The 16,546-nt window shown below is 41.5% G+C and carries 18 protein-coding genes; 6 read left to right on the top strand and 12 right to left on the bottom strand.

Features of this window, described 5'->3' with window-relative positions; translation table 11 throughout:
• Positions 1-66 precede the first annotated feature (66 nt).
• Genes purC through dapA form a run of 3 tightly spaced genes read right to left on the bottom strand, consistent with a single transcriptional unit; the run spans position 67 to position 2,778 of the window.
• Positions 67-783 carry a phosphoribosylaminoimidazolesuccinocarboxamide synthase gene (gene purC / locus KPL72_RS04320; protein WP_212918797.1) on the bottom strand — a complete coding sequence of 239 codons (717 nt, stop codon included), beginning with the start codon at positions 781-783 and terminating at the stop codon, positions 67-69.
• A 40-nt stretch (positions 784-823) separates the two neighbouring features.
• Positions 824-1,900, bottom strand: a complete 1,077-nt coding sequence (locus KPL72_RS04315) for a hypothetical protein (protein WP_219701989.1) — start codon at positions 1,898-1,900, stop codon at positions 824-826.
• On the bottom strand, positions 1,897-2,778 hold the full coding sequence (gene dapA / locus KPL72_RS04310; RefSeq protein WP_212918795.1) for a 4-hydroxy-tetrahydrodipicolinate synthase: 882 nt from the start codon (positions 2,776-2,778) through the stop codon (positions 1,897-1,899). Before dapA ends, KPL72_RS04315 begins: the two co-directional genes overlap by 4 nt.
• A gap of 216 nt (positions 2,779-2,994) precedes the next feature.
• Between dapA and bcp the strand changes: the two genes are divergently transcribed.
• On the top strand, positions 2,995-3,444 hold the full coding sequence (gene bcp, locus KPL72_RS04305; protein ID WP_212918794.1) for a thioredoxin-dependent thiol peroxidase: 450 nt from the start codon (positions 2,995-2,997) through the stop codon (positions 3,442-3,444).
• A 55-nt stretch (positions 3,445-3,499) separates the two neighbouring features.
• On the opposite strand, the gene KPL72_RS04300 is transcribed toward bcp, so the two are convergent.
• Positions 3,500-4,480, bottom strand: coding sequence for an aldo/keto reductase (locus KPL72_RS04300; protein ID WP_212918793.1), 981 nt, complete (start codon positions 4,478-4,480; stop codon positions 3,500-3,502).
• 107 nt (positions 4,481-4,587) lie between these two features.
• Between KPL72_RS04300 and KPL72_RS04295 the strand changes: the two genes are divergently transcribed.
• A complete protein-coding gene (locus KPL72_RS04295) occupies positions 4,588-5,496 on the top strand; it encodes a LysR family transcriptional regulator (RefSeq protein WP_219701988.1) in 909 nt (302 codons plus the stop codon).
• Between the two features lie 12 nt (positions 5,497-5,508).
• Positions 5,509-6,393 (top strand): AEC family transporter, encoded by an 885-nt coding sequence (locus KPL72_RS04290; RefSeq protein WP_219701987.1) that lies wholly within the window; start codon positions 5,509-5,511, stop codon positions 6,391-6,393.
• An 18-nt stretch (positions 6,394-6,411) separates the two neighbouring features.
• Here the strand turns inward: KPL72_RS04290 and KPL72_RS04285 are convergent, their stop codons facing one another.
• Entirely contained in the window at positions 6,412-7,305 is an 894-nt protein-coding gene (locus KPL72_RS04285) for a choline sulfate utilization transcriptional regulator (protein ID WP_212918790.1), read from the bottom strand.
• A gap of 130 nt (positions 7,306-7,435) precedes the next feature.
• Between KPL72_RS04285 and betC the strand changes: the two genes are divergently transcribed.
• The gene (gene betC / locus KPL72_RS04280) at positions 7,436-8,959 is read left to right on the top strand and encodes a choline-sulfatase (protein ID WP_219701986.1); all 1,524 of its coding nucleotides are present in this window, start codon (positions 7,436-7,438) and stop codon (positions 8,957-8,959) included.
• A 42-nt stretch (positions 8,960-9,001) separates the two neighbouring features.
• Entirely contained in the window at positions 9,002-9,943 is a 942-nt protein-coding gene (choX, locus tag KPL72_RS04275; protein WP_219701985.1) for a choline ABC transporter substrate-binding protein, read from the top strand.
• 86 nt (positions 9,944-10,029) lie between these two features.
• Here the strand turns inward: choX and queF are convergent, their stop codons facing one another.
• Genes queF through KPL72_RS04260 form a run of 3 tightly spaced genes read right to left on the bottom strand, consistent with a single transcriptional unit; the run spans position 10,030 to position 12,549 of the window.
• The gene (gene queF / locus KPL72_RS04270; protein ID WP_219701984.1) at positions 10,030-10,845 is read right to left on the bottom strand and encodes an NADPH-dependent 7-cyano-7-deazaguanine reductase QueF; all 816 of its coding nucleotides are present in this window, start codon (positions 10,843-10,845) and stop codon (positions 10,030-10,032) included.
• Between the two features lie 11 nt (positions 10,846-10,856).
• Positions 10,857-11,630 carry an ABC transporter permease gene (locus KPL72_RS04265; RefSeq protein ID WP_012069838.1) on the bottom strand — a complete coding sequence of 258 codons (774 nt, stop codon included), beginning with the start codon at positions 11,628-11,630 and terminating at the stop codon, positions 10,857-10,859.
• A gap of 4 nt (positions 11,631-11,634) precedes the next feature.
• Positions 11,635-12,549, bottom strand: coding sequence for an ABC transporter ATP-binding protein (locus KPL72_RS04260; protein WP_212918786.1), 915 nt, complete (start codon positions 12,547-12,549; stop codon positions 11,635-11,637).
• 61 nt (positions 12,550-12,610) lie between these two features.
• Here KPL72_RS04260 and KPL72_RS04255 point away from each other — a divergent pair, with 61 nt between their 5' ends.
• A complete protein-coding gene (locus KPL72_RS04255; protein ID WP_212918785.1) occupies positions 12,611-13,018 on the top strand; it encodes a PA2817 family protein in 408 nt (135 codons plus the stop codon).
• 47 nt (positions 13,019-13,065) lie between these two features.
• On the opposite strand, the gene fabF is transcribed toward KPL72_RS04255, so the two are convergent.
• From fabF to fabD, 4 genes are all read right to left on the bottom strand, one after another.
• Positions 13,066-14,307, bottom strand: coding sequence for a beta-ketoacyl-ACP synthase II (fabF, locus tag KPL72_RS04250; protein ID WP_212918784.1), 1,242 nt, complete (start codon positions 14,305-14,307; stop codon positions 13,066-13,068).
• A 105-nt stretch (positions 14,308-14,412) separates the two neighbouring features.
• Entirely contained in the window at positions 14,413-14,646 is a 234-nt protein-coding gene (gene acpP, locus KPL72_RS04245) for an acyl carrier protein (RefSeq protein WP_012069834.1), read from the bottom strand.
• 133 nt (positions 14,647-14,779) lie between these two features.
• Entirely contained in the window at positions 14,780-15,514 is a 735-nt protein-coding gene (gene fabG, locus KPL72_RS04240; protein WP_212918783.1) for a 3-oxoacyl-ACP reductase FabG, read from the bottom strand.
• An 87-nt stretch (positions 15,515-15,601) separates the two neighbouring features.
• Positions 15,602-16,525: an ACP S-malonyltransferase gene (gene fabD, locus KPL72_RS04235; RefSeq protein ID WP_219701983.1), complete on the bottom strand. Its 924-nt coding sequence runs from the start codon at positions 16,523-16,525 to the stop codon at positions 15,602-15,604.
• Positions 16,526-16,546: the final 21 nt, after the last annotated feature.

Genomic DNA, 16,546 nt, shown 5'->3' with positions numbered 1-16,546 from the left:
AACAAGCTTGCATGGTAAAAATAGAGGAGCAAGGCTCCTCTATTTTGGACTAAGTTACCAATCCGCTTATGCGTCGAAATCGATACCTATACGACGACCTACATCTTCGTAAGCTTCGATCACGCCGCCCAAGCCTTGACGGAAACGATCTTTATCTAATTTTTCTTTGGTTTTGGCATCCCACAAACGGCAACCATCAGGTGAAAACTCATCACCCAATAAAACCTCACCTTTATATAGGCCAAATTCCAATTTGTAATCAACTAGAATCATACCACCTTCGGCAAAAATCGCTTTTAATACATCATTCACCTTGAATGTAAGCTCTTTTGCTTTAGCCAAGTCTGCTGTTTTTGCCCAACCGAATGATTCAACATGAGATTCGTTGATCATTGGATCACCCAACGCATCGTTCTTTAAAAACAATTCAAATGTTGGCGGCGTAAGAGTAATACCCTCTTCCACGCCTAGACGTCGACAAAGACTACCGGCAGCAACGTTTCGAACGACACACTCAACAGGCATCATATCAAGGCACTTAACAAGTGACTCTGTATCACTTAAAAGCTTTTCAAAATGCGTTGGGATACCTGCTTCTTGTAGTTTTGTCATGATGAATGCATTGAACTTATTGTTCACCATGCCTTTACGGTCAAGCTGTTCAATTCTTTTGCCGTCAAATGCAGAAGTATCATCACGAAACACTAGAACCATTTTGTCAGGATCATCTGTACGGAATACAGATTTTGCCTTACCTGCATATAGCTCTTGTCGTTTTTCCATTGGAGGGTCTCCAGTTTTCTTTTTGAGGGGTTAATCGTATTTAATTTACAAAGCGTTGTGCTAAATGAAATGAAGTCACTTCAGGTGAGTCCATCCCAGAAACATCAATAACTAAAAATTCACCGGCTTTTTGACACGTGATTTCGTAAGGATATTGACGCTCTTCCCAGCTAACATCGTCTAAGTTTCGACGCTTAGTCTTAAGAGATTTCGTCTGCTCTTTACTTACCAATGGTAAATTTAAATCTATTACATCACCTACACGAGCAACGTCCTCTGGTGGGACCGGCGCTAACAATTGATCAGATCCAGGCATTAAGTAAAAGCCTGCAGCATTTAATTTAGCTTCAATATCAGCAGATGAAAGGTCATTACCTAGGTAAATTGCGAAAATACCATGATGATCAACCCAAACTGGGTATGAAGAAGCATCACCACGGTTAGAAAGATAAGCTGAAGATTGATTCAATTGACGCCCCATTGTCCCCCATAAACGCACAGCAACGGAATAGGCATCATCATTCTGAACTGGGCTCATCCAATTACCTGGCTCTATATCTTTTTGTTCATCACGAAACTGAACGGATACGATTGTTTTGCCATCTTCTATTTCATTAAAACGAAAAGAGAAGGCTGTTTTAGTTGGTGGAATACGGGTGATGTTACTCCATAGTGACGCCCACCAACCTTGTGGATGAAAATCAAAAGGAACCGTTGTAATTTGATTATCCGTTTGTGAAGCAATTGAAGTGCCCGCACCATGCAACGCTGTTAGAAAATCCGTCACGATACGTTTAGATTGAGCCAAATTGGCAGGAGCAGTAAATTCTATCGCATCGTCTTGCTCAGCAACATCAACGGCAACCATAGGGTAAAATACAAACGGTGCTCTTGGCGTGGTGTAAACTGTCTTTTCTTCTAAATTAGCAATGTCTTTTTCATTAGGGATAACTAACACGTCTTTCGATGGCGTAGAGCCCGCTGGCACGACCAAAGTAGAGGTTACAGGCTTATCTTCTTGATAATCATCTGAGTGATCTGTAAAGAAAATGCTGCAACCTGACAATAAAATGGTTAACGAACCTGCGCCCATTAACTTTAAAGTAAACTTATTCATACTAATAAAACTCCAGCTTCTATCATGGCTTGTCGAACGGCTGAATGATGCTGTTCAGAAAGAGGTGTAAGTGGCAATCGAATCCCTTCTTCGCATAGTCCCAATTGACTACAAGCCCACTTAACTGGGATAGGATTAGATTCTAAAAACAAATTCTTATGGAGCGAAGAAATGGTCGTGTCAATTGAATGTGCTTGGTCAGCTTTACCAGCCAATGCTGATTCAGCGGCTTGAGCGACTGCTTTTGGAGCTACGTTTGCCGTAACAGAAATATTACCTTTACCACCCAACAGCATCAACGAGACAGCAGTCGGATCATCACCAGAATATACGGCAAAACTTTCAGGCAAGGCGTTAATTAATGCTTCGCCACGCTCTAGATTACCAGTGGCATCTTTAATACCAACAATATTCTTGACCGAAGCAAGTCTTACGACTGTATCATTTTGCATATCACACGCCGTTCTGCCCGGTACGTTATATAGAATTTGAGGAATATCAACTGCTTCAGCTATCGCTTTAAAGTGCTGATACAAACCTTCTTGAGTTGGTTTGTTGTAATAAGGGGTAACGAGTAAGCACGCATCTGCACCAGCTTCTTTAGCACGACGAGTAAGGTCGATGGCTTCATGAGTAGCGTTAGCACCGGTACCTGCAATAACAGGAACTCGACCTTTTACGGTATTAACTACTTGACGAATTACATTAGCATGTTCTTCTGGTGTCAGAGTAGAAGATTCGCCTGTGGTTCCCACAGCAACAATCCCGTGAGTGCCCTCGTTAATATGAAACTCTATTAGATCATCTAATTTTTTAGTATCTACAGCGCCATCTGGTGACATAGGTGTAATAAGCGCAACTAAACTACCTGTGATCATTTCGAGTCTCCGATAAAATTATAAGCGCGCCTATAGTAACGTCCAGACTCTGGTTTAACAATAATTGACGGACGTAAAGCAGGAGTAAATTAACAAGAAACAGTATTCGAGGGGATTTTTCACTTAGGTCTTGTTAAGCTATTGCTTGTTAAACAAATACTATTAATAGATAAACTATTTTTCTTTCAATATTTCGTTGGACAGTAGAGTAACTTTATGACAATCGAAATCGGACAAACTGCACCGGATTTTAACGCCAAAGATCAGAACGGCGACACCATTACACTTAGCCAATTCAAAGGCAAAAAAGTCGTCTTGTATTTTTATCCTAGAGACTCCACTCCTGGATGTACCGCCCAAGCTTGCGACTTGCGAGATAATTATCAAACACTTCTAGACCAAGGCTTTGTGATTCTTGGAATCAGTACTGACACTGAGAAGAAGCACCAAAACTTTATCGCTAAATATGATCTACCTTTTCCACTGATCGCAGATACAGAGAAAGAAGTTCATGAGCTATATGGTACTTGGCAGCTGAAGAAGTTCATGGGACGGGAATCAATGGGCACGGTAAGAACGACCTTTATCATTGATGAAAACGGCATCATTTCGGATATCATCAGTAAAGTTAAAACCAAAGCCCACGCTGAGCAAATCTTGAAGTAAACAGGACAAAAATGGCGCGGTAATATTCGCGCCATTTTTTACTTAGTCACCAAACTTAAATACCACCCCGAATATGCTCTCTCACTTCTTCCCGATAAAAATCCGCTAATAACGCATGCAATTCTTTACTCAAAGGCGGTAGAGACGATACAGCGGCATTGCGCAACACTTGAGAAGATCGACTGGCGCCAACAATGATACTTGAAACTTGAGGCTGATCTAGAATCCAGCGTAGAGATACATCCAATACATTATGCCCTTCTGGCAGTTTTCCCTTTAACGTTTCAACTAGCTCAACACCTTTTGCGAACGGTATGCCATTAAAGGTTTCTCCCACATGAAATGCCGCGCCATCCTTGTTATAAGAACGATGATCATGCTCACTAAAAATATGATTCAGTCCCATTTTCCCTGAAAGCAAACCACTTGCTAATGGTAATCTAACAATGATGCCAACATCATTTTTTTCAGCTAGAGGGAATAATGACTCAACTGCATCTTGGCGAAATACATTAAACAATATCTGTAAGCTGGCTAATTCTGAATGATTACAACAAAACATCGCCTCATCCAACATTTCCACACTGGCACCAAAATGTTTAATGACACCTTCTTTTTTGAGGTCTTCCATCCAAGCCAATATATCACCTGAAAACAAGACATCGCGAGGAACACAATGCAATTGAGCAAGGTCGATTGTTTCAACACCTAGACGTTGAGCGGAAGCCTGCAAGCTTTTTTTCACAGCTGCCTTGCTGTAACCATCAGGGTAAAGCTCAGCACTTCTACCTACTTTGGTTGCTATAACAGGTGATTGGCTCAACGACTTACGCCATTGCCCTATTCTTTCTTCACTTAGGCCACCACCGTAAACATCTGCCGTATCAAAAAAGCGAATACCTTCCTCTACTGCTGTTTGCAGTATCGCATTCGCTTCTTTATCTTCTACTGGACCAAAATCATTACCAAGCTGCCAACAACCCAAGCCAATTTCTGATACTTCAAATCCTGTCTTTCCTAGTATTCTGGTTTTCATAAACACTCCTATAAACGAATTAATGACGAATGCCACTACTATACGAGCCTTTTAACTGTTTATAATTATCGATACATTGAATTTATTGTTTAACAAGGCTTAACAATATGAGTGCGCATTTCCCAGAAGGTATAAGAGAATTTTTAGCCGTAGTCGAAGTACACAGCTTTTCAAAAGCTGCGGAACAACTCAACATTTCTCGCGCAAGAGTGTCTCAAATAATCAGCCGTCTAGAAAAAGACTTAGGTGTCCAGTTACTCTATCGATCCACACGCTCACTTTCCCTTTCACCCGCTGGCGAAACTTTCTACCAACTGTCTCGTCAAGGTGTTGACCAGCTAGAGCATGCCGTTTTGTCTGCTCAGAATGCTCATTCGAGTATTGGAGGACAAATCAGAATCAATTCCGTGGGCGGTTTATTTGGCGAAGAAATACTCGCCCCCATCTTAATTCGATTTATGAACGAAAACCCAAAAGTAGAAATAGAACTAAGTTTTTCTAGCACAAGAGAAGATTTGATTGAGTCGCAATACGACCTTGTTGTCAGAATGGGCTTGCTTACTAATTCAAATTTAATAGGTCGAAAAATAACGAGTTACACCAACTATCTAGTTGCTAGTCCTGATTATTTTGACAGCATGCCGAAACTAAACAGCCCGAAAGATTTGCTAGATCACACGTTAATCAATGGCTCAGTAAAAAGATGGTCGTTCACGCACATTGGCAGCAAAGAGAAGTATGAGCTTCCAGCGCAAGGTAAATTAAAATGCTCAAACGGACATGTGGTAAAACTGGCAACCCTAGAAGGAACTGGCATCTCTAGACAACCTTCCTATTATGTAAAACAAGACATTCAATCGGGTCGATTGATAACGCTTCTACCAGACTGGCAATTACCTAATTCTGATGTCACTTTACTTTATCCTCAATCAAGAAATATCAGTCTTAGGGTAAAAGCATTAGTGCACTACCTTGTGGAAGCCTTTAACATAGAGGCCATAGATAACAATGCCTAACTAAGGATTTCTATGCTCTCAGCATTAGCCAACTCACTCATTCCTATCTTACTGCTTATTTCTTTGGGCTTTTTCCTTGGTAAAAAGACAGACTATTTAGAAAGTCCATCCTTAGGGGCTTTAGTCTCAAATTTGGGTTTACCCGCCCTGTTGCTTTATTCTGTTCTATCAATGCAGATGCAAGTTTTCAGCATGCTTAAAATTATCGCTGCAACCATTATTGTTTTGGCTCTAGTATCGCTGATTTCATTTGTTTTTCTCAAAGCGCTCAAGCTACCTACGCGTTTTTACTTACCCCCCTTGGTCAATCCTAACACTGGCAACCTTGGCATTCCTGTCGCTTATGCATTATTTGGAGCGGAAGGCATGGCCATCGCGGTAGTAATTTCATCCGTGGTTCAGATTAGTCATTTCACACTAGGCGTTGGCTTTATGTCCGGAACCTACCACCCTAAGCAGCTTATAAAAAATGGTCCCGTTATTGCCTTAGTGGTTGGCGCCCTTTTCCTAAGTTTTCACATTAGCTTACCCACGCCCTTAATGAATACACTGAACATGCTCAGCCATATAACATTACCTATTATGCTAATGCTACTGGGTAAATCCATCAGTAGCCTGTCAGTAAAAGAAAGTGACAAAATAGGTCGGGCAACTCTTTTGTCACTATTTCGCCCTTTAGTAGGCGCACTCTGTGCATGTTTGGTAGTTTACTTTTTACCACTTAGCCCCTTAGAAGGCTCTGTATTAATTGTACTAAACACTATGCCAGTCGCTGTTATTAGCTATATGCTAGCAAGCAAATTTAAGGGACCAGTTGATGAAATCGCTCTTATGATTCTTTTATCTCTACCTCTTTCACTTTGTGCTGTTGGCTTATTGTGGTGGTTGTATTTATAGGAAAGTACGGTAGAAAAACTAAGATTTTAGCCAATCTAGAAAAGCAGCAACGGGGGCCGTGGGAGCCTGTTGCTTTGAAAGAACAATGTAATAACCATTGTCAGATTGCACCGTAAAGTTTGGTAGTGCGACCAATACACCACTTTTTATAAAATCATCTACTAGAGGCGACCATCCAAGACCAATACCTTGCCCAGAAATGGCAGCCTGCACTAGCAATGTATAATTATCAAACTCCATCACAGATTCTGATGGTTGCCACTGAGAGCCATTAAGTTGGAACAACAACTCCCAATCCATCCATTTTTGTCCCATATCAGCATTCAGCTTCAAGAGCGGCGCATTTACCAAATCGACCAAATCTGTAAAACCAGAGAACTCACCCAGTAGCTTAGGACTGCATACAGGATACACGACTTCAGGTAATAGCTTTTCTGTCAGATAGCCTTGATATTGACCATGGCCAAATAAGACTGCCACATCCGCCTCAAGAGAAACCAAATCCACTTCGGATTGAGAGGTTTGGATACGAATATCAATATCTTTATGTAGACGCCGAAACTCAGGTAAGCGAGGCATTAACCAAAAAGCGGCAAAAGCGAAATCCGTTGCGACAGTAATACGCTGAGATTTCGGCTTTTGCTTTATCTTTTGCATCACATTTCGCAAGTCCTGCAAACTCGACTGTGTCGTTTTTAGCAAAATATGACCCGCATCGGTCAATACCACGCCACGATAAATTCGCTCAAACAATGGCGTACCAAGTGAGACCTCTAACGCCCTTATTTGCTGGCTTACCGCTGGCTGTGTCGTCCCCAACTCTCTTGCGGCAGCGGTAAAACTCAACAGCCTTGCAGATGCCTCAAAAACGACAAGCGATTGCAATGGTGGTAATTCCGAGTTCATTAACATAAGTACAACTTATCCGATGTATAAGAATTTAGTCAGTTTACAGCATCTCTATCATAGCGCAATGTATCTAGAATAAAGCAAAGATCACCAATTACATCAAAGTTTAACTTTTTATCCATTAGGAAAAACCATGTCAAAAACACAACCTAATATTCTTTTTATTATGGCTGATCAACTAGCGACATCCGCCCTTCCAATCTATGGCCATCCAGTCGTAAAGACACCTAATCTAAGCAAGCTGGCAGAAGAAGGTGTTGTATTTGATTCCGCCTATTGCAACAGCCCCCTTTGCGCACCTTCTCGATATGTTCTTATGACAGGCCAACTGCCAAGTAAAATTGGCGCTTATGATAACGCTGCCGATTTATCTGCTGACATTCCCACATTCGCTCATTACCTTCGTGCGCAGAATTACAAGACAGCGCTATCTGGCAAAATGCACTTTTGTGGTCCAGACCAATTACACGGCTTTGAAGATCGCCTCACTACAGATATTTACCCAGCAGATTATGGCTGGTTTCCAAATTGGGACGACCTTAAAACGCGCCCAACCTGGTACCACAACATGTCTTCAGTTACTCAAGCAGGCCCCTGTGTACGCAGCAATCAATTAGATTTTGATGACGAAGTAGTTTTTCATGCTCAGCGTTATCTCTATGATTATGTAAGACGTGAGCAAGATAGACCCTTCTGTTTAACTGTTTCCATGACACATCCTCACGATCCCTACGCAACCCCTCAAGAGTATTGGGATAGATACCGAGATGACGAAATAGACATGCCAAAAATATCCATCAGCAGAGAAGATCAAGACCCACATTCTGCTCGTCTACAAGAAGTTTATGCCTACTACGATCAGGAGCTGAGCGAAAATCAAGTACGTAATGCTCGACACGCCTATTACGGAGCGATCAGTTATGTAGATGACAAAATAGGCATGCTATTAAAAACATTGAAAGAAACCGGCTTAGACGACAACACAATTATTATTTTCTCGGGTGATCATGGCGACATGTTGGGCGAAAGAAATCTTTGGTACAAAATGTCGTTCTTTGAAGGCTCTGCTCGCGTACCAATGATAGTCCATGCACCTAAACATTTTTCACCTAAGCGAGTTAAAGAGTCGGTTTCCACAATGGATCTATTGCCTACCTTTCTAGAGATAGCCACTAACACCTCTGATCACACCTATGCCATGCCTATTCAAGGAAGAAGCTTAATGCCTCACATCGAAGGTCGAACAGATGGCCACGATGAAGTGATTGGTGAATATTTTGGTGAAGGCGCAATTGCTCCTTTATTTATGATACGAAGAGCACAGTACAAATATGTCTATTGCCATATTGACCCAGAGCAGCTTTTCGACCTAGAAAATGACCCTGATGAACTCGTGAATCTAGCGACAGACCTGAAATACGCCGATTTATTACAGACATTCAAAAATGAAGCACTGGAGCGATGGGATTCTACGGTATTAACTCAAGATGTACTTATCAGCCAGCGCCGTCGTCGTTTGATAGTAAAAGCCATGGGCAAAGGCAAAAAAACAGCTTGGGATCATCAACCAATCTTTGATAGTAGTGAAATGTACATGAGAAATCATATTGATCTAGACGACCTAGAAAGCCGATCCAGATTTCCTAAAGCACAGTAAACAACATCTTAAAAAAGCACAATCACAAATAGGAGCACGAGAATGAAAGTACTTTCTTTTAGCGCAGGATTAAAAACGCTTGGTATAGCGAGTCTACTTTTAGGAAGTGGCGCCGCCCTATCTGCTGAACCCGAGCAATGTAAAAAAATCACTTTTAGTGATCCTGGTTGGACAGATATCGGCGCAACAAATGGTGTCGCCACCACACTACTAAAAGCAATGGGATATGAGACACAAGTCTACCTTCTTGGTGTTCCCGTCGGCTTTGAGAGTTTAAAGAATGGCGAGATTGATGTCTTCATGGGCAACTGGATGCCAGCCCAATCTGCTTTCATGGATAAATACAAAGACAATATCGATATTATCCGTACCAATTTAGAAGGCGTGAAGTTCACTTTGGCCGTGCCTAAATATGTCTTCGACGCAGGTGTTAAAGATTTTTCAGACCTAGCCAAATTCAGCAAAGAGTTTCGTCAGCGAATATATGGTATTGACGCCGGCGCACCAGCAAATCAAAAGCTCCAAAACATGATAGATACCAATGACTTTGACCTCAAAGACTGGAAGGTTGTCGAGTCTGGTGAACAGGCTATGCTATCTCAAGTAGCAAGAACCGTAAAACGCGATAACTTCATTGTATTCCTTGCTTGGGAGCCTCATCCGATGAATGTTAATTTCGATTTAAAATACCTAACAGGTGGAGATAAATATTTTGGCCCTAATTACGGTGGTGCCACGATAAGGACAGTCACTCGCAAAGGCTATACAGAAGAATGCCCAAATGTGGGTAAACTACTAAGCAATCTAGAATTTGGCCTGAAGATGGAGAATGAAATAATCGCTTCAGCTGAAAAACCAGAGCAAGCAGCCGCCAGCTGGATTAAAGCTCATCCTGAAATATTAGATAAATGGCTACAAGGTGTAACAACTTATGATGGAAAACCAGCATTACCAAGCGTCAAAAAACAACTTGGCCTAATGTAGCGCAAATTTAAAAACTAAAAAACCGCACAATTTGACATTATGCGGTTTTTCATTCCAGTACTTCCAGCCTTATAAATTACCAAACTTTACTGGCGCGTTAAACGATCATTCCCTAACACCAATGGCGCTGTTGAACGATATGGATTGATATCCAATCCTCCACGCCTTACATAGCGTGCATAGACAATTAAACTCTCAGGCTTACACTGACGCATGATATCAATAAAAATCCGCTCAACACATTGCTCATGAAAGTCCGTATGCTCACGAAATGAAACAACATACTTCAACAAGCTTTCGTGGTGAATCTTAGGCCCTTTATAATCGATAAAAACTGATCCCCAATCTGGCTGATTGGTCACAGGACAATTTGATTTTAAAAGATGGCTCACTAATCTCTCTTCGACCACCCCCATTGATTCATCAGTTTCTAACAAACCAGAATTTGGGTGATATTCTGATATATCAACATCCAATTCATCGATGCAATAATCAGGCGTTAATACCACCAATGAAGCCATTGAATCAACATCGCGAATAATAACCGTCACTTCTGCACCAGCAGCACTTGAAAGATCCTTCTCGAGTATGGCCTGCACTTCTTCAACTGAGCCATACCGCATTTGATTCAATGAATTCAAATACAATTTAAAGGATTTGGATTCAATGATATTTGGCGAATTACAAGGCAAACGAAATTCAGCCAAGGCAACCATTGGCTTACCTTTCAAATTTAGCCATGACAACTCATAAGCATTCCAAACATCTTCACCAAAAAATGGTAGACGCTCAGACTCAATAGCCATCTCAGTCCATTTATCAACTCTTGCAATGGGGTAAAGCAACCCTGCATCGTATTCAGAAACATATTCTGTTTGCTGACCTAAGGGTAAAAAGCCCATATAACACTACCTCAACTTCTAATACCTTTGCCCTGATTGAGCAAACGTAGACCGAACCCAAACAACACCACAATAAATACGCAAACAATGACAAGTGCCCAATATACGTTGATATCAGAAACACCCAAAATACCGTAACGAAACGCATTAACCATATAAAGAACTGGGTTTAATAGCGAAACAGATTGCCAAAAATCAGGCAATAAATCGATAGAATAAAAAACCCCGCCTAAATAAGTGAGCGGTGTTAAAATAAAAGTCGGAACAATAGATACATCGTCAAAACTTCTAGCGTATATAGCGTTAACAAAACCGCCTAGAGAAAACATAATTGCAGTCAAGCACACCACAAGAATGGTTAGAAACAAACTCTCTAACGCTAAATGAGTAAAAAACAACGACAGCACGGTAACAATCAAACCAACACACAAACCACGAGCCACACCGCCAAGCGTGTATCCCATTAGAATCACCCAATTTGGTGTAGGTGAAACCAATAATTCTTGCACACTATGTTGAAACTTCGCAGAGAAAAACGACGAAGAAACATTCGAATAGGAGTTGGTAATGACAGACATCATAATCAAGCCCGGCACAATGTACTGCATATAACTAAAGCCACCCATTTCACCAATTCGATCACCGATTAAGTTTCCAAAAATAGCAAAATATAATGTCATCGTAATGGCTGGCGGCAATAATGTTTGTGGCCAAATACGAGTAAATCGACGAATCTCTCTTACCAAAATCGTATAAAATGCGACCCAAATTTCCGAATTTTTCATCTATCTAGCCTTTAATTAATTTAACGAAGAGCTCTTCGAGTCGATTAGACTTGTTACGCATACTCACGACGTTAACGGAAATTGCATCAAGCGCTTGAAAAATAGCGTTGATAGACTGCCCTTTAATCACTTCAACTTCGATCGTACTCGCATCTTTACTCATTACCACACTGAAGCCAGGCAAAGCCCAGCCATTGGGCAGACTAGTATCTAAATCCAAAATAAAGGTTTCTTGATTAAGTGTTTTCAACAAAGCCTTCACACTGGTATTTTCAACAATCTCACCAGCATTAATAATGGCAATATTGCGGCATAACTGTTCTGCTTCTTCCAAATAATGTGTGGTTAAGATAATTGTCGTACCTTGCTCATTAAGTTTTTTAATGAATTCCCACATTGAACGACGAAGCTCAATATCAACCCCTGCAGTGGGCTCATCTAGAATAAGCACTTCAGGCTCATGAATTAACGCCCTTGCTATCATCAGGCGACGTTTCATACCACCAGATAACATTCTCGATTGATCGTTTCTTTTATCCCAAAGATCCAACTGCTTCAAATATTTTTCCGCTCGCTCTTCTGCTACGGAGCGACTAATGCCATAAAAGCCCGCCTGAGTTACCACCACATTAAAGACGGTTTCAAAAACGTTAAAATTAAACTCTTGAGGTACAACACCTAAATATTTTTTAGCTTTAGCAAAATCCTTATCAATATTTGTACCAAAAATGGAAACATTGCCCGATGTTTTATTCACTAACGAGCATAAAATACCGATTGTCGTAGATTTGCCCGCTCCATTTGGGCCGAGTAACGCAAAGAAATCTCCTTTTTCAACTTTTAAATCGATACCTTTTAGTGCTTCAAAGCCGCTATCATAGCGCTTTTTAAGGTCACTAATTTCGATTGCATATGTCATAATTGAAGTTCTCGTACGGCAGTAGCCGACTAAATAGTTACTTAATTAAATAGGGTTTTACGTGGAATCACGCACACAATACATACTTGACGCTTTTGCTGATTTACGTCAGCGCATCGCAGAACACACACCTTTTGATCAGCCAGAATTGGCAGAAGAAGAATTAGACTTCTTAGAAAAGTGGGACGACCTGATAAAAAATATTCAGGAAAACACCCATGATTATACTTTTGATGCCCAAGAAGTATTATCACGCTTCATACGATGCTACGCAAATCTAGTCCCACTAATAAAGAGGGAGCTATTATGGTTTATCGGTGGCGAATGCCTGCATTTTCTAGGTGATGAGGAAATTGCTCTTTATCAACAGCTAGAAGATCATTTATATGAGCTAGACAGTCAAAATAAAAGCTATGATATATCAAAAGAAATTAGTGCATTACGCGGCACACCAACTCAAATCCATTAAAAAGTTAGCTAAGGTGGACGGATAATAATCCGTCCACACAGTAGTGCCTAAGATATTTTCTTAAACACCAGCGTTCCATTCGTCCCACCAAAACCAAACGAGTTGTTCAAAACAACGTCTATTTTACGTTTTTGAGGCGTTCCAGGAACGTAATTTAAATCGCAACCTTCACCAGGCTCTTCTAAGTTAATCGTCGGTGGTGCAACCTGATCTCGAATGGAAAGTATCGAAAATATTGACTCGACTGCCCCAGAAGCACCAAGCAAATGCCCTATCATCGATTTAGTCGAGCTCATAGCAACATCCGAAGCATCTTCACCCATAAGAGCTTTTACAGCCTGTGTCTCCGCAAGATCACCGGCAGGTGTCGATGTACCATGGGCATTAATATAATCAATATCTAAAGGCGTGAGATGCGCATCTTTCAAAGCTGCTCTCATCGCAGATGCTGCGCCTTCACCACCTTCAGGTGGTGCTGTCATATGATATGCATCATCACTCATACCAAAGCCAGCGAGTTCGGCATAAATCTTCGCACCACGAGCGACAGCATGTTCGTATTCTTCTAACACTAAAATACCCGCACCATCCCCCATAACAAAACCATCACGGTCTTTATCCCATGGTCGACTTGCTGTTTTGTGGTCATCATTGCGAGTAGACAAAGCTCTAGCCGCCCCGAAGCCACCAATACCTAATGGGGTAATGGCCATTTCAGCTCCGCCAGCAATCATTACGTCAGCATCGCCATAAGCAATCATACGGCCAGCCATACCAATATTATGCGTACCAGTAGTGCATGCAGTAACTATAGAAATATTAGGGCCTTTAAAACCAAAACGAATTGCAACATGACCTGAAATCATATTAATAATCGCGCCTGGAACAAAAAAAGGAGAAATACGTTTTGGGCCTGACTCATTCAACAGCTCTAAGTTCTTTTCAATCATTGGCAAACCACCAATTCCTGAACCTATAGCGCAACCTACACGGTTTAAATCCGCCGTATCGGCATTAAGATTGGCATCATCCAAAGCTTGCACTGCGGCTGCGATACCATATTGAATGAAAAGATCCATTTTGCGAGCTTCTTTGACACTCATATACTGAGTCGCATCAAAACCATTTACTTGCGCTGCAAAACGGGTGGAAAACTGGCTAGCGTCAAAAGAAGTGATCTCCGATACACCACTTTTGCCTTCCAATATATTATCCCACGTATCTTTCACATTATTGCCAAGGGGTGTCACCATTCCCATTCCTGTGACTACAACCCGACGACGAGACATAAGATTTCTCCAGCAATTCGCCCTAAATTCTCTAAGAGCTATTAATAAGAAAAGCCGCTGTAAAGAATACAAGCGGCTTTTCGGAAAACTCAGTTCACCAATATCTTACAAGTTAGCGTTGATGTAATCGTTCGCTGCTTGTACGGTAGTGATTTTTTCAGCTTCTTCATCAGGAATTTCAGTATCAAATTCCTCTTCAAGAGCCATTACAAGCTCAACTGTATCTAGGGAATCTGCACCTAGGTCATCAACAAAAGATGCTGAAGCAACAACATCCTCTTCTTTAACGCCTAGTTGTTCACAAACGATTTTCTTAACGCGTTCTTCAATGCTACTCATTAGAAGTTCCTACTCTACTCATTAACAGCTCAGTGTGAGCATATTATAAAAATTCGATCACCAAAAAAAGTGTGATTCTCGACATGAACCGGAGACGTATTTTCGTTGAATTAAATATAAAATTCAACTCAAATTACGACATATACATACCGCCATTGACATGTAATGTCTCGCCGGTGATGTAAGCAGCGCCATTAGACGCCAAAAATGCGACTGCTGCCGCAATTTCTTCTGGTTGACCAAGGCGTGATGAAGGCACTTTTTCGACCAATTTGGCCTTGTGCTCTTCAGGCAACACTTTAGTCATATCTGTTTCAATGAATCCTGGAGCAACACAATTTACAGTGATACCACGAGACGCAATCTCTGCCGCCAAAGAACGACTAAAACCTTCTAGTCCAGCTTTTGCTGCAGAGTAATTGGTTTGTCCGCCATTGCCCATAGAACCAACAACAGAGCTAATACTAATGACACGACCGAATTTTGCTTTAGTCATGCCGCGTAAGCAAGCTTTTGTAACACGAAAAACAGAAGTTAAATTGGTGTTGATCACTTGATCCCACTCATCTTCTTTCATTCGCATCATTAAATTATCACGAGTAATGCCGGCATTGTTAACAAGAACCGTTGGCGCACCAAATTCCGCAGTAATTTCTTTAATTACCGCATCAACTGACTCACTTGATGACACATCAAGTACCCAGCCTTTACCATTAGCACCCAAATATTCAGTAATACTTTGCGCACCAGACTCGCTAGTTGCCGTACCAATAACGGTTGCACCCTGCTCAACCAAAGCAACAGCAATCGCTTTACCAATGCCGCGAGTAGCTCCAGTTACCAGAGCAATTTTCCCTTCAAGACTCATGCTTGCCTCCAACAATCTATTTCAAAAAATGCATTTCGGATCGTTTGTTACGAACCATGCACTTGTAGTACCTATAATAAAATTCTATTACGCAGATAAAGCCGCTTCAAACCCAGCCAAATCACCCAGAGAAGAAACCTCCAAGCCTTTAACGATGCGCTTATTAAGACCACTAAGCACTTTACCAGGCCCACATTCTACCGTCGAAGTTACACCTAACTCGGAAAGCAATATAACAGATTGCGTCCACAAAACTGGCTCGCTCAATTGAGTAACCAAGTTTGCCTTAATTACAGAAGGGTCAGAAACTGCTTGAGCCGTAACATTCTGCACCAAAGTACAAGAAGGCGAATTAAATATAATCGTCTCAAGCTTTTCAGCCAACTTAGCACCCGCTGAAATCATAAGCTCACAATGAGACGGAACACTCACTGGTAAAGGCAAAGCACGCTTAGCACCCGCTTCTTTTGCATTTACCATCGCAGCTTCTACCGCCGCTACATGACCTGCAATAACCACTTGACCAGGCGAGTTAAAGTTAACCGCACTAACAATACCTGGAGCCGCCACGCACGCAGCAACCACTTTGTCATCACCAAGACCGATGATGGCAGCCATAGCACCTTCACCTGCAGGAACAGCTTGCTGCATGTATTCACCACGCAACTTAACAAGTTCTACCGCGTCAGTGAAAGCAATCACACCAGCACAAACCAAAGCAGAATACTCACCAAGACTATGACCTGCAACATACGCAGGCTTATCACCGCCTTGCTGCTCCCAAAGGCGCCATAAAGCAACACTAGCCGTCAACAAAGCGGGTTGCGTTTTATCCGTTTGACTAAGTCTCTCAGCATCATTTTGCACAAGATCCCATAAATCATAACCAAGAACATCAGATGCTTCGGCGAAAGTTTGCTTTATTATATCGTGTTTTTCCGCCAAATCAGCCAACATCCCCAACTGCTGAGAACCTTGACCCGGAAAAACAAAAGCTAATTTAGTGCTCATTTAATCTCCTAGCTATAAAGC

The sequence above is a fragment of the Marinomonas lutimaris genome, from assembly GCF_019426345.1.
Lineage (GTDB): Bacteria > Pseudomonadota > Gammaproteobacteria > Pseudomonadales > Marinomonadaceae > Marinomonas > Marinomonas lutimaris.
This window is presented reverse-complemented; position numbering and strand designations above follow the sequence as displayed.

What these genes read in the sequence shown, in the direction of transcription:
- purC (WP_212918797.1), bottom strand. Translation starts at nt 783, where the DNA reads ATGGAAAAACGACAAGAGCTATATGCAGGTAAGGCAAAATCTGTATTC.
- KPL72_RS04315 (WP_219701989.1), bottom strand. Translation starts at nt 1,900, where the DNA reads ATGAATAAGTTTACTTTAAAGTTAATGGGCGCAGGTTCGTTAACCATT.
- dapA (WP_212918795.1), bottom strand. Translation starts at nt 2,778, where the DNA reads ATGATCACAGGTAGTTTAGTTGCGCTTATTACACCTATGTCACCAGAT.
- bcp (WP_212918794.1), top strand. Translation starts at nt 2,995, where the DNA reads ATGACAATCGAAATCGGACAAACTGCACCGGATTTTAACGCCAAAGAT.
- KPL72_RS04300 (WP_212918793.1), bottom strand. Translation starts at nt 4,480, where the DNA reads ATGAAAACCAGAATACTAGGAAAGACAGGATTTGAAGTATCAGAAATT.
- KPL72_RS04295 (WP_219701988.1), top strand. Translation starts at nt 4,588, where the DNA reads ATGAGTGCGCATTTCCCAGAAGGTATAAGAGAATTTTTAGCCGTAGTC.
- KPL72_RS04290 (WP_219701987.1), top strand. Translation starts at nt 5,509, where the DNA reads ATGCTCTCAGCATTAGCCAACTCACTCATTCCTATCTTACTGCTTATT.
- KPL72_RS04285 (WP_212918790.1), bottom strand. Translation starts at nt 7,305, where the DNA reads ATGTTAATGAACTCGGAATTACCACCATTGCAATCGCTTGTCGTTTTT.
- betC (WP_219701986.1), top strand. Translation starts at nt 7,436, where the DNA reads ATGTCAAAAACACAACCTAATATTCTTTTTATTATGGCTGATCAACTA.
- choX (WP_219701985.1), top strand. Translation starts at nt 9,002, where the DNA reads ATGAAAGTACTTTCTTTTAGCGCAGGATTAAAAACGCTTGGTATAGCG.
- queF (WP_219701984.1), bottom strand. Translation starts at nt 10,845, where the DNA reads ATGGGCTTTTTACCCTTAGGTCAGCAAACAGAATATGTTTCTGAATAC.
- KPL72_RS04265 (WP_012069838.1), bottom strand. Translation starts at nt 11,630, where the DNA reads ATGAAAAATTCGGAAATTTGGGTCGCATTTTATACGATTTTGGTAAGA.
- KPL72_RS04260 (WP_212918786.1), bottom strand. Translation starts at nt 12,549, where the DNA reads ATGACATATGCAATCGAAATTAGTGACCTTAAAAAGCGCTATGATAGC.
- fabF (WP_212918784.1), bottom strand. Translation starts at nt 14,307, where the DNA reads ATGTCTCGTCGTCGGGTTGTAGTCACAGGAATGGGAATGGTGACACCC.
- acpP (WP_012069834.1), bottom strand. Translation starts at nt 14,646, where the DNA reads ATGAGTAGCATTGAAGAACGCGTTAAGAAAATCGTTTGTGAACAACTA.
- fabG (WP_212918783.1), bottom strand. Translation starts at nt 15,514, where the DNA reads ATGAGTCTTGAAGGGAAAATTGCTCTGGTAACTGGAGCTACTCGCGGC.
- fabD (WP_219701983.1), bottom strand. Translation starts at nt 16,525, where the DNA reads ATGAGCACTAAATTAGCTTTTGTTTTTCCGGGTCAAGGTTCTCAGCAG.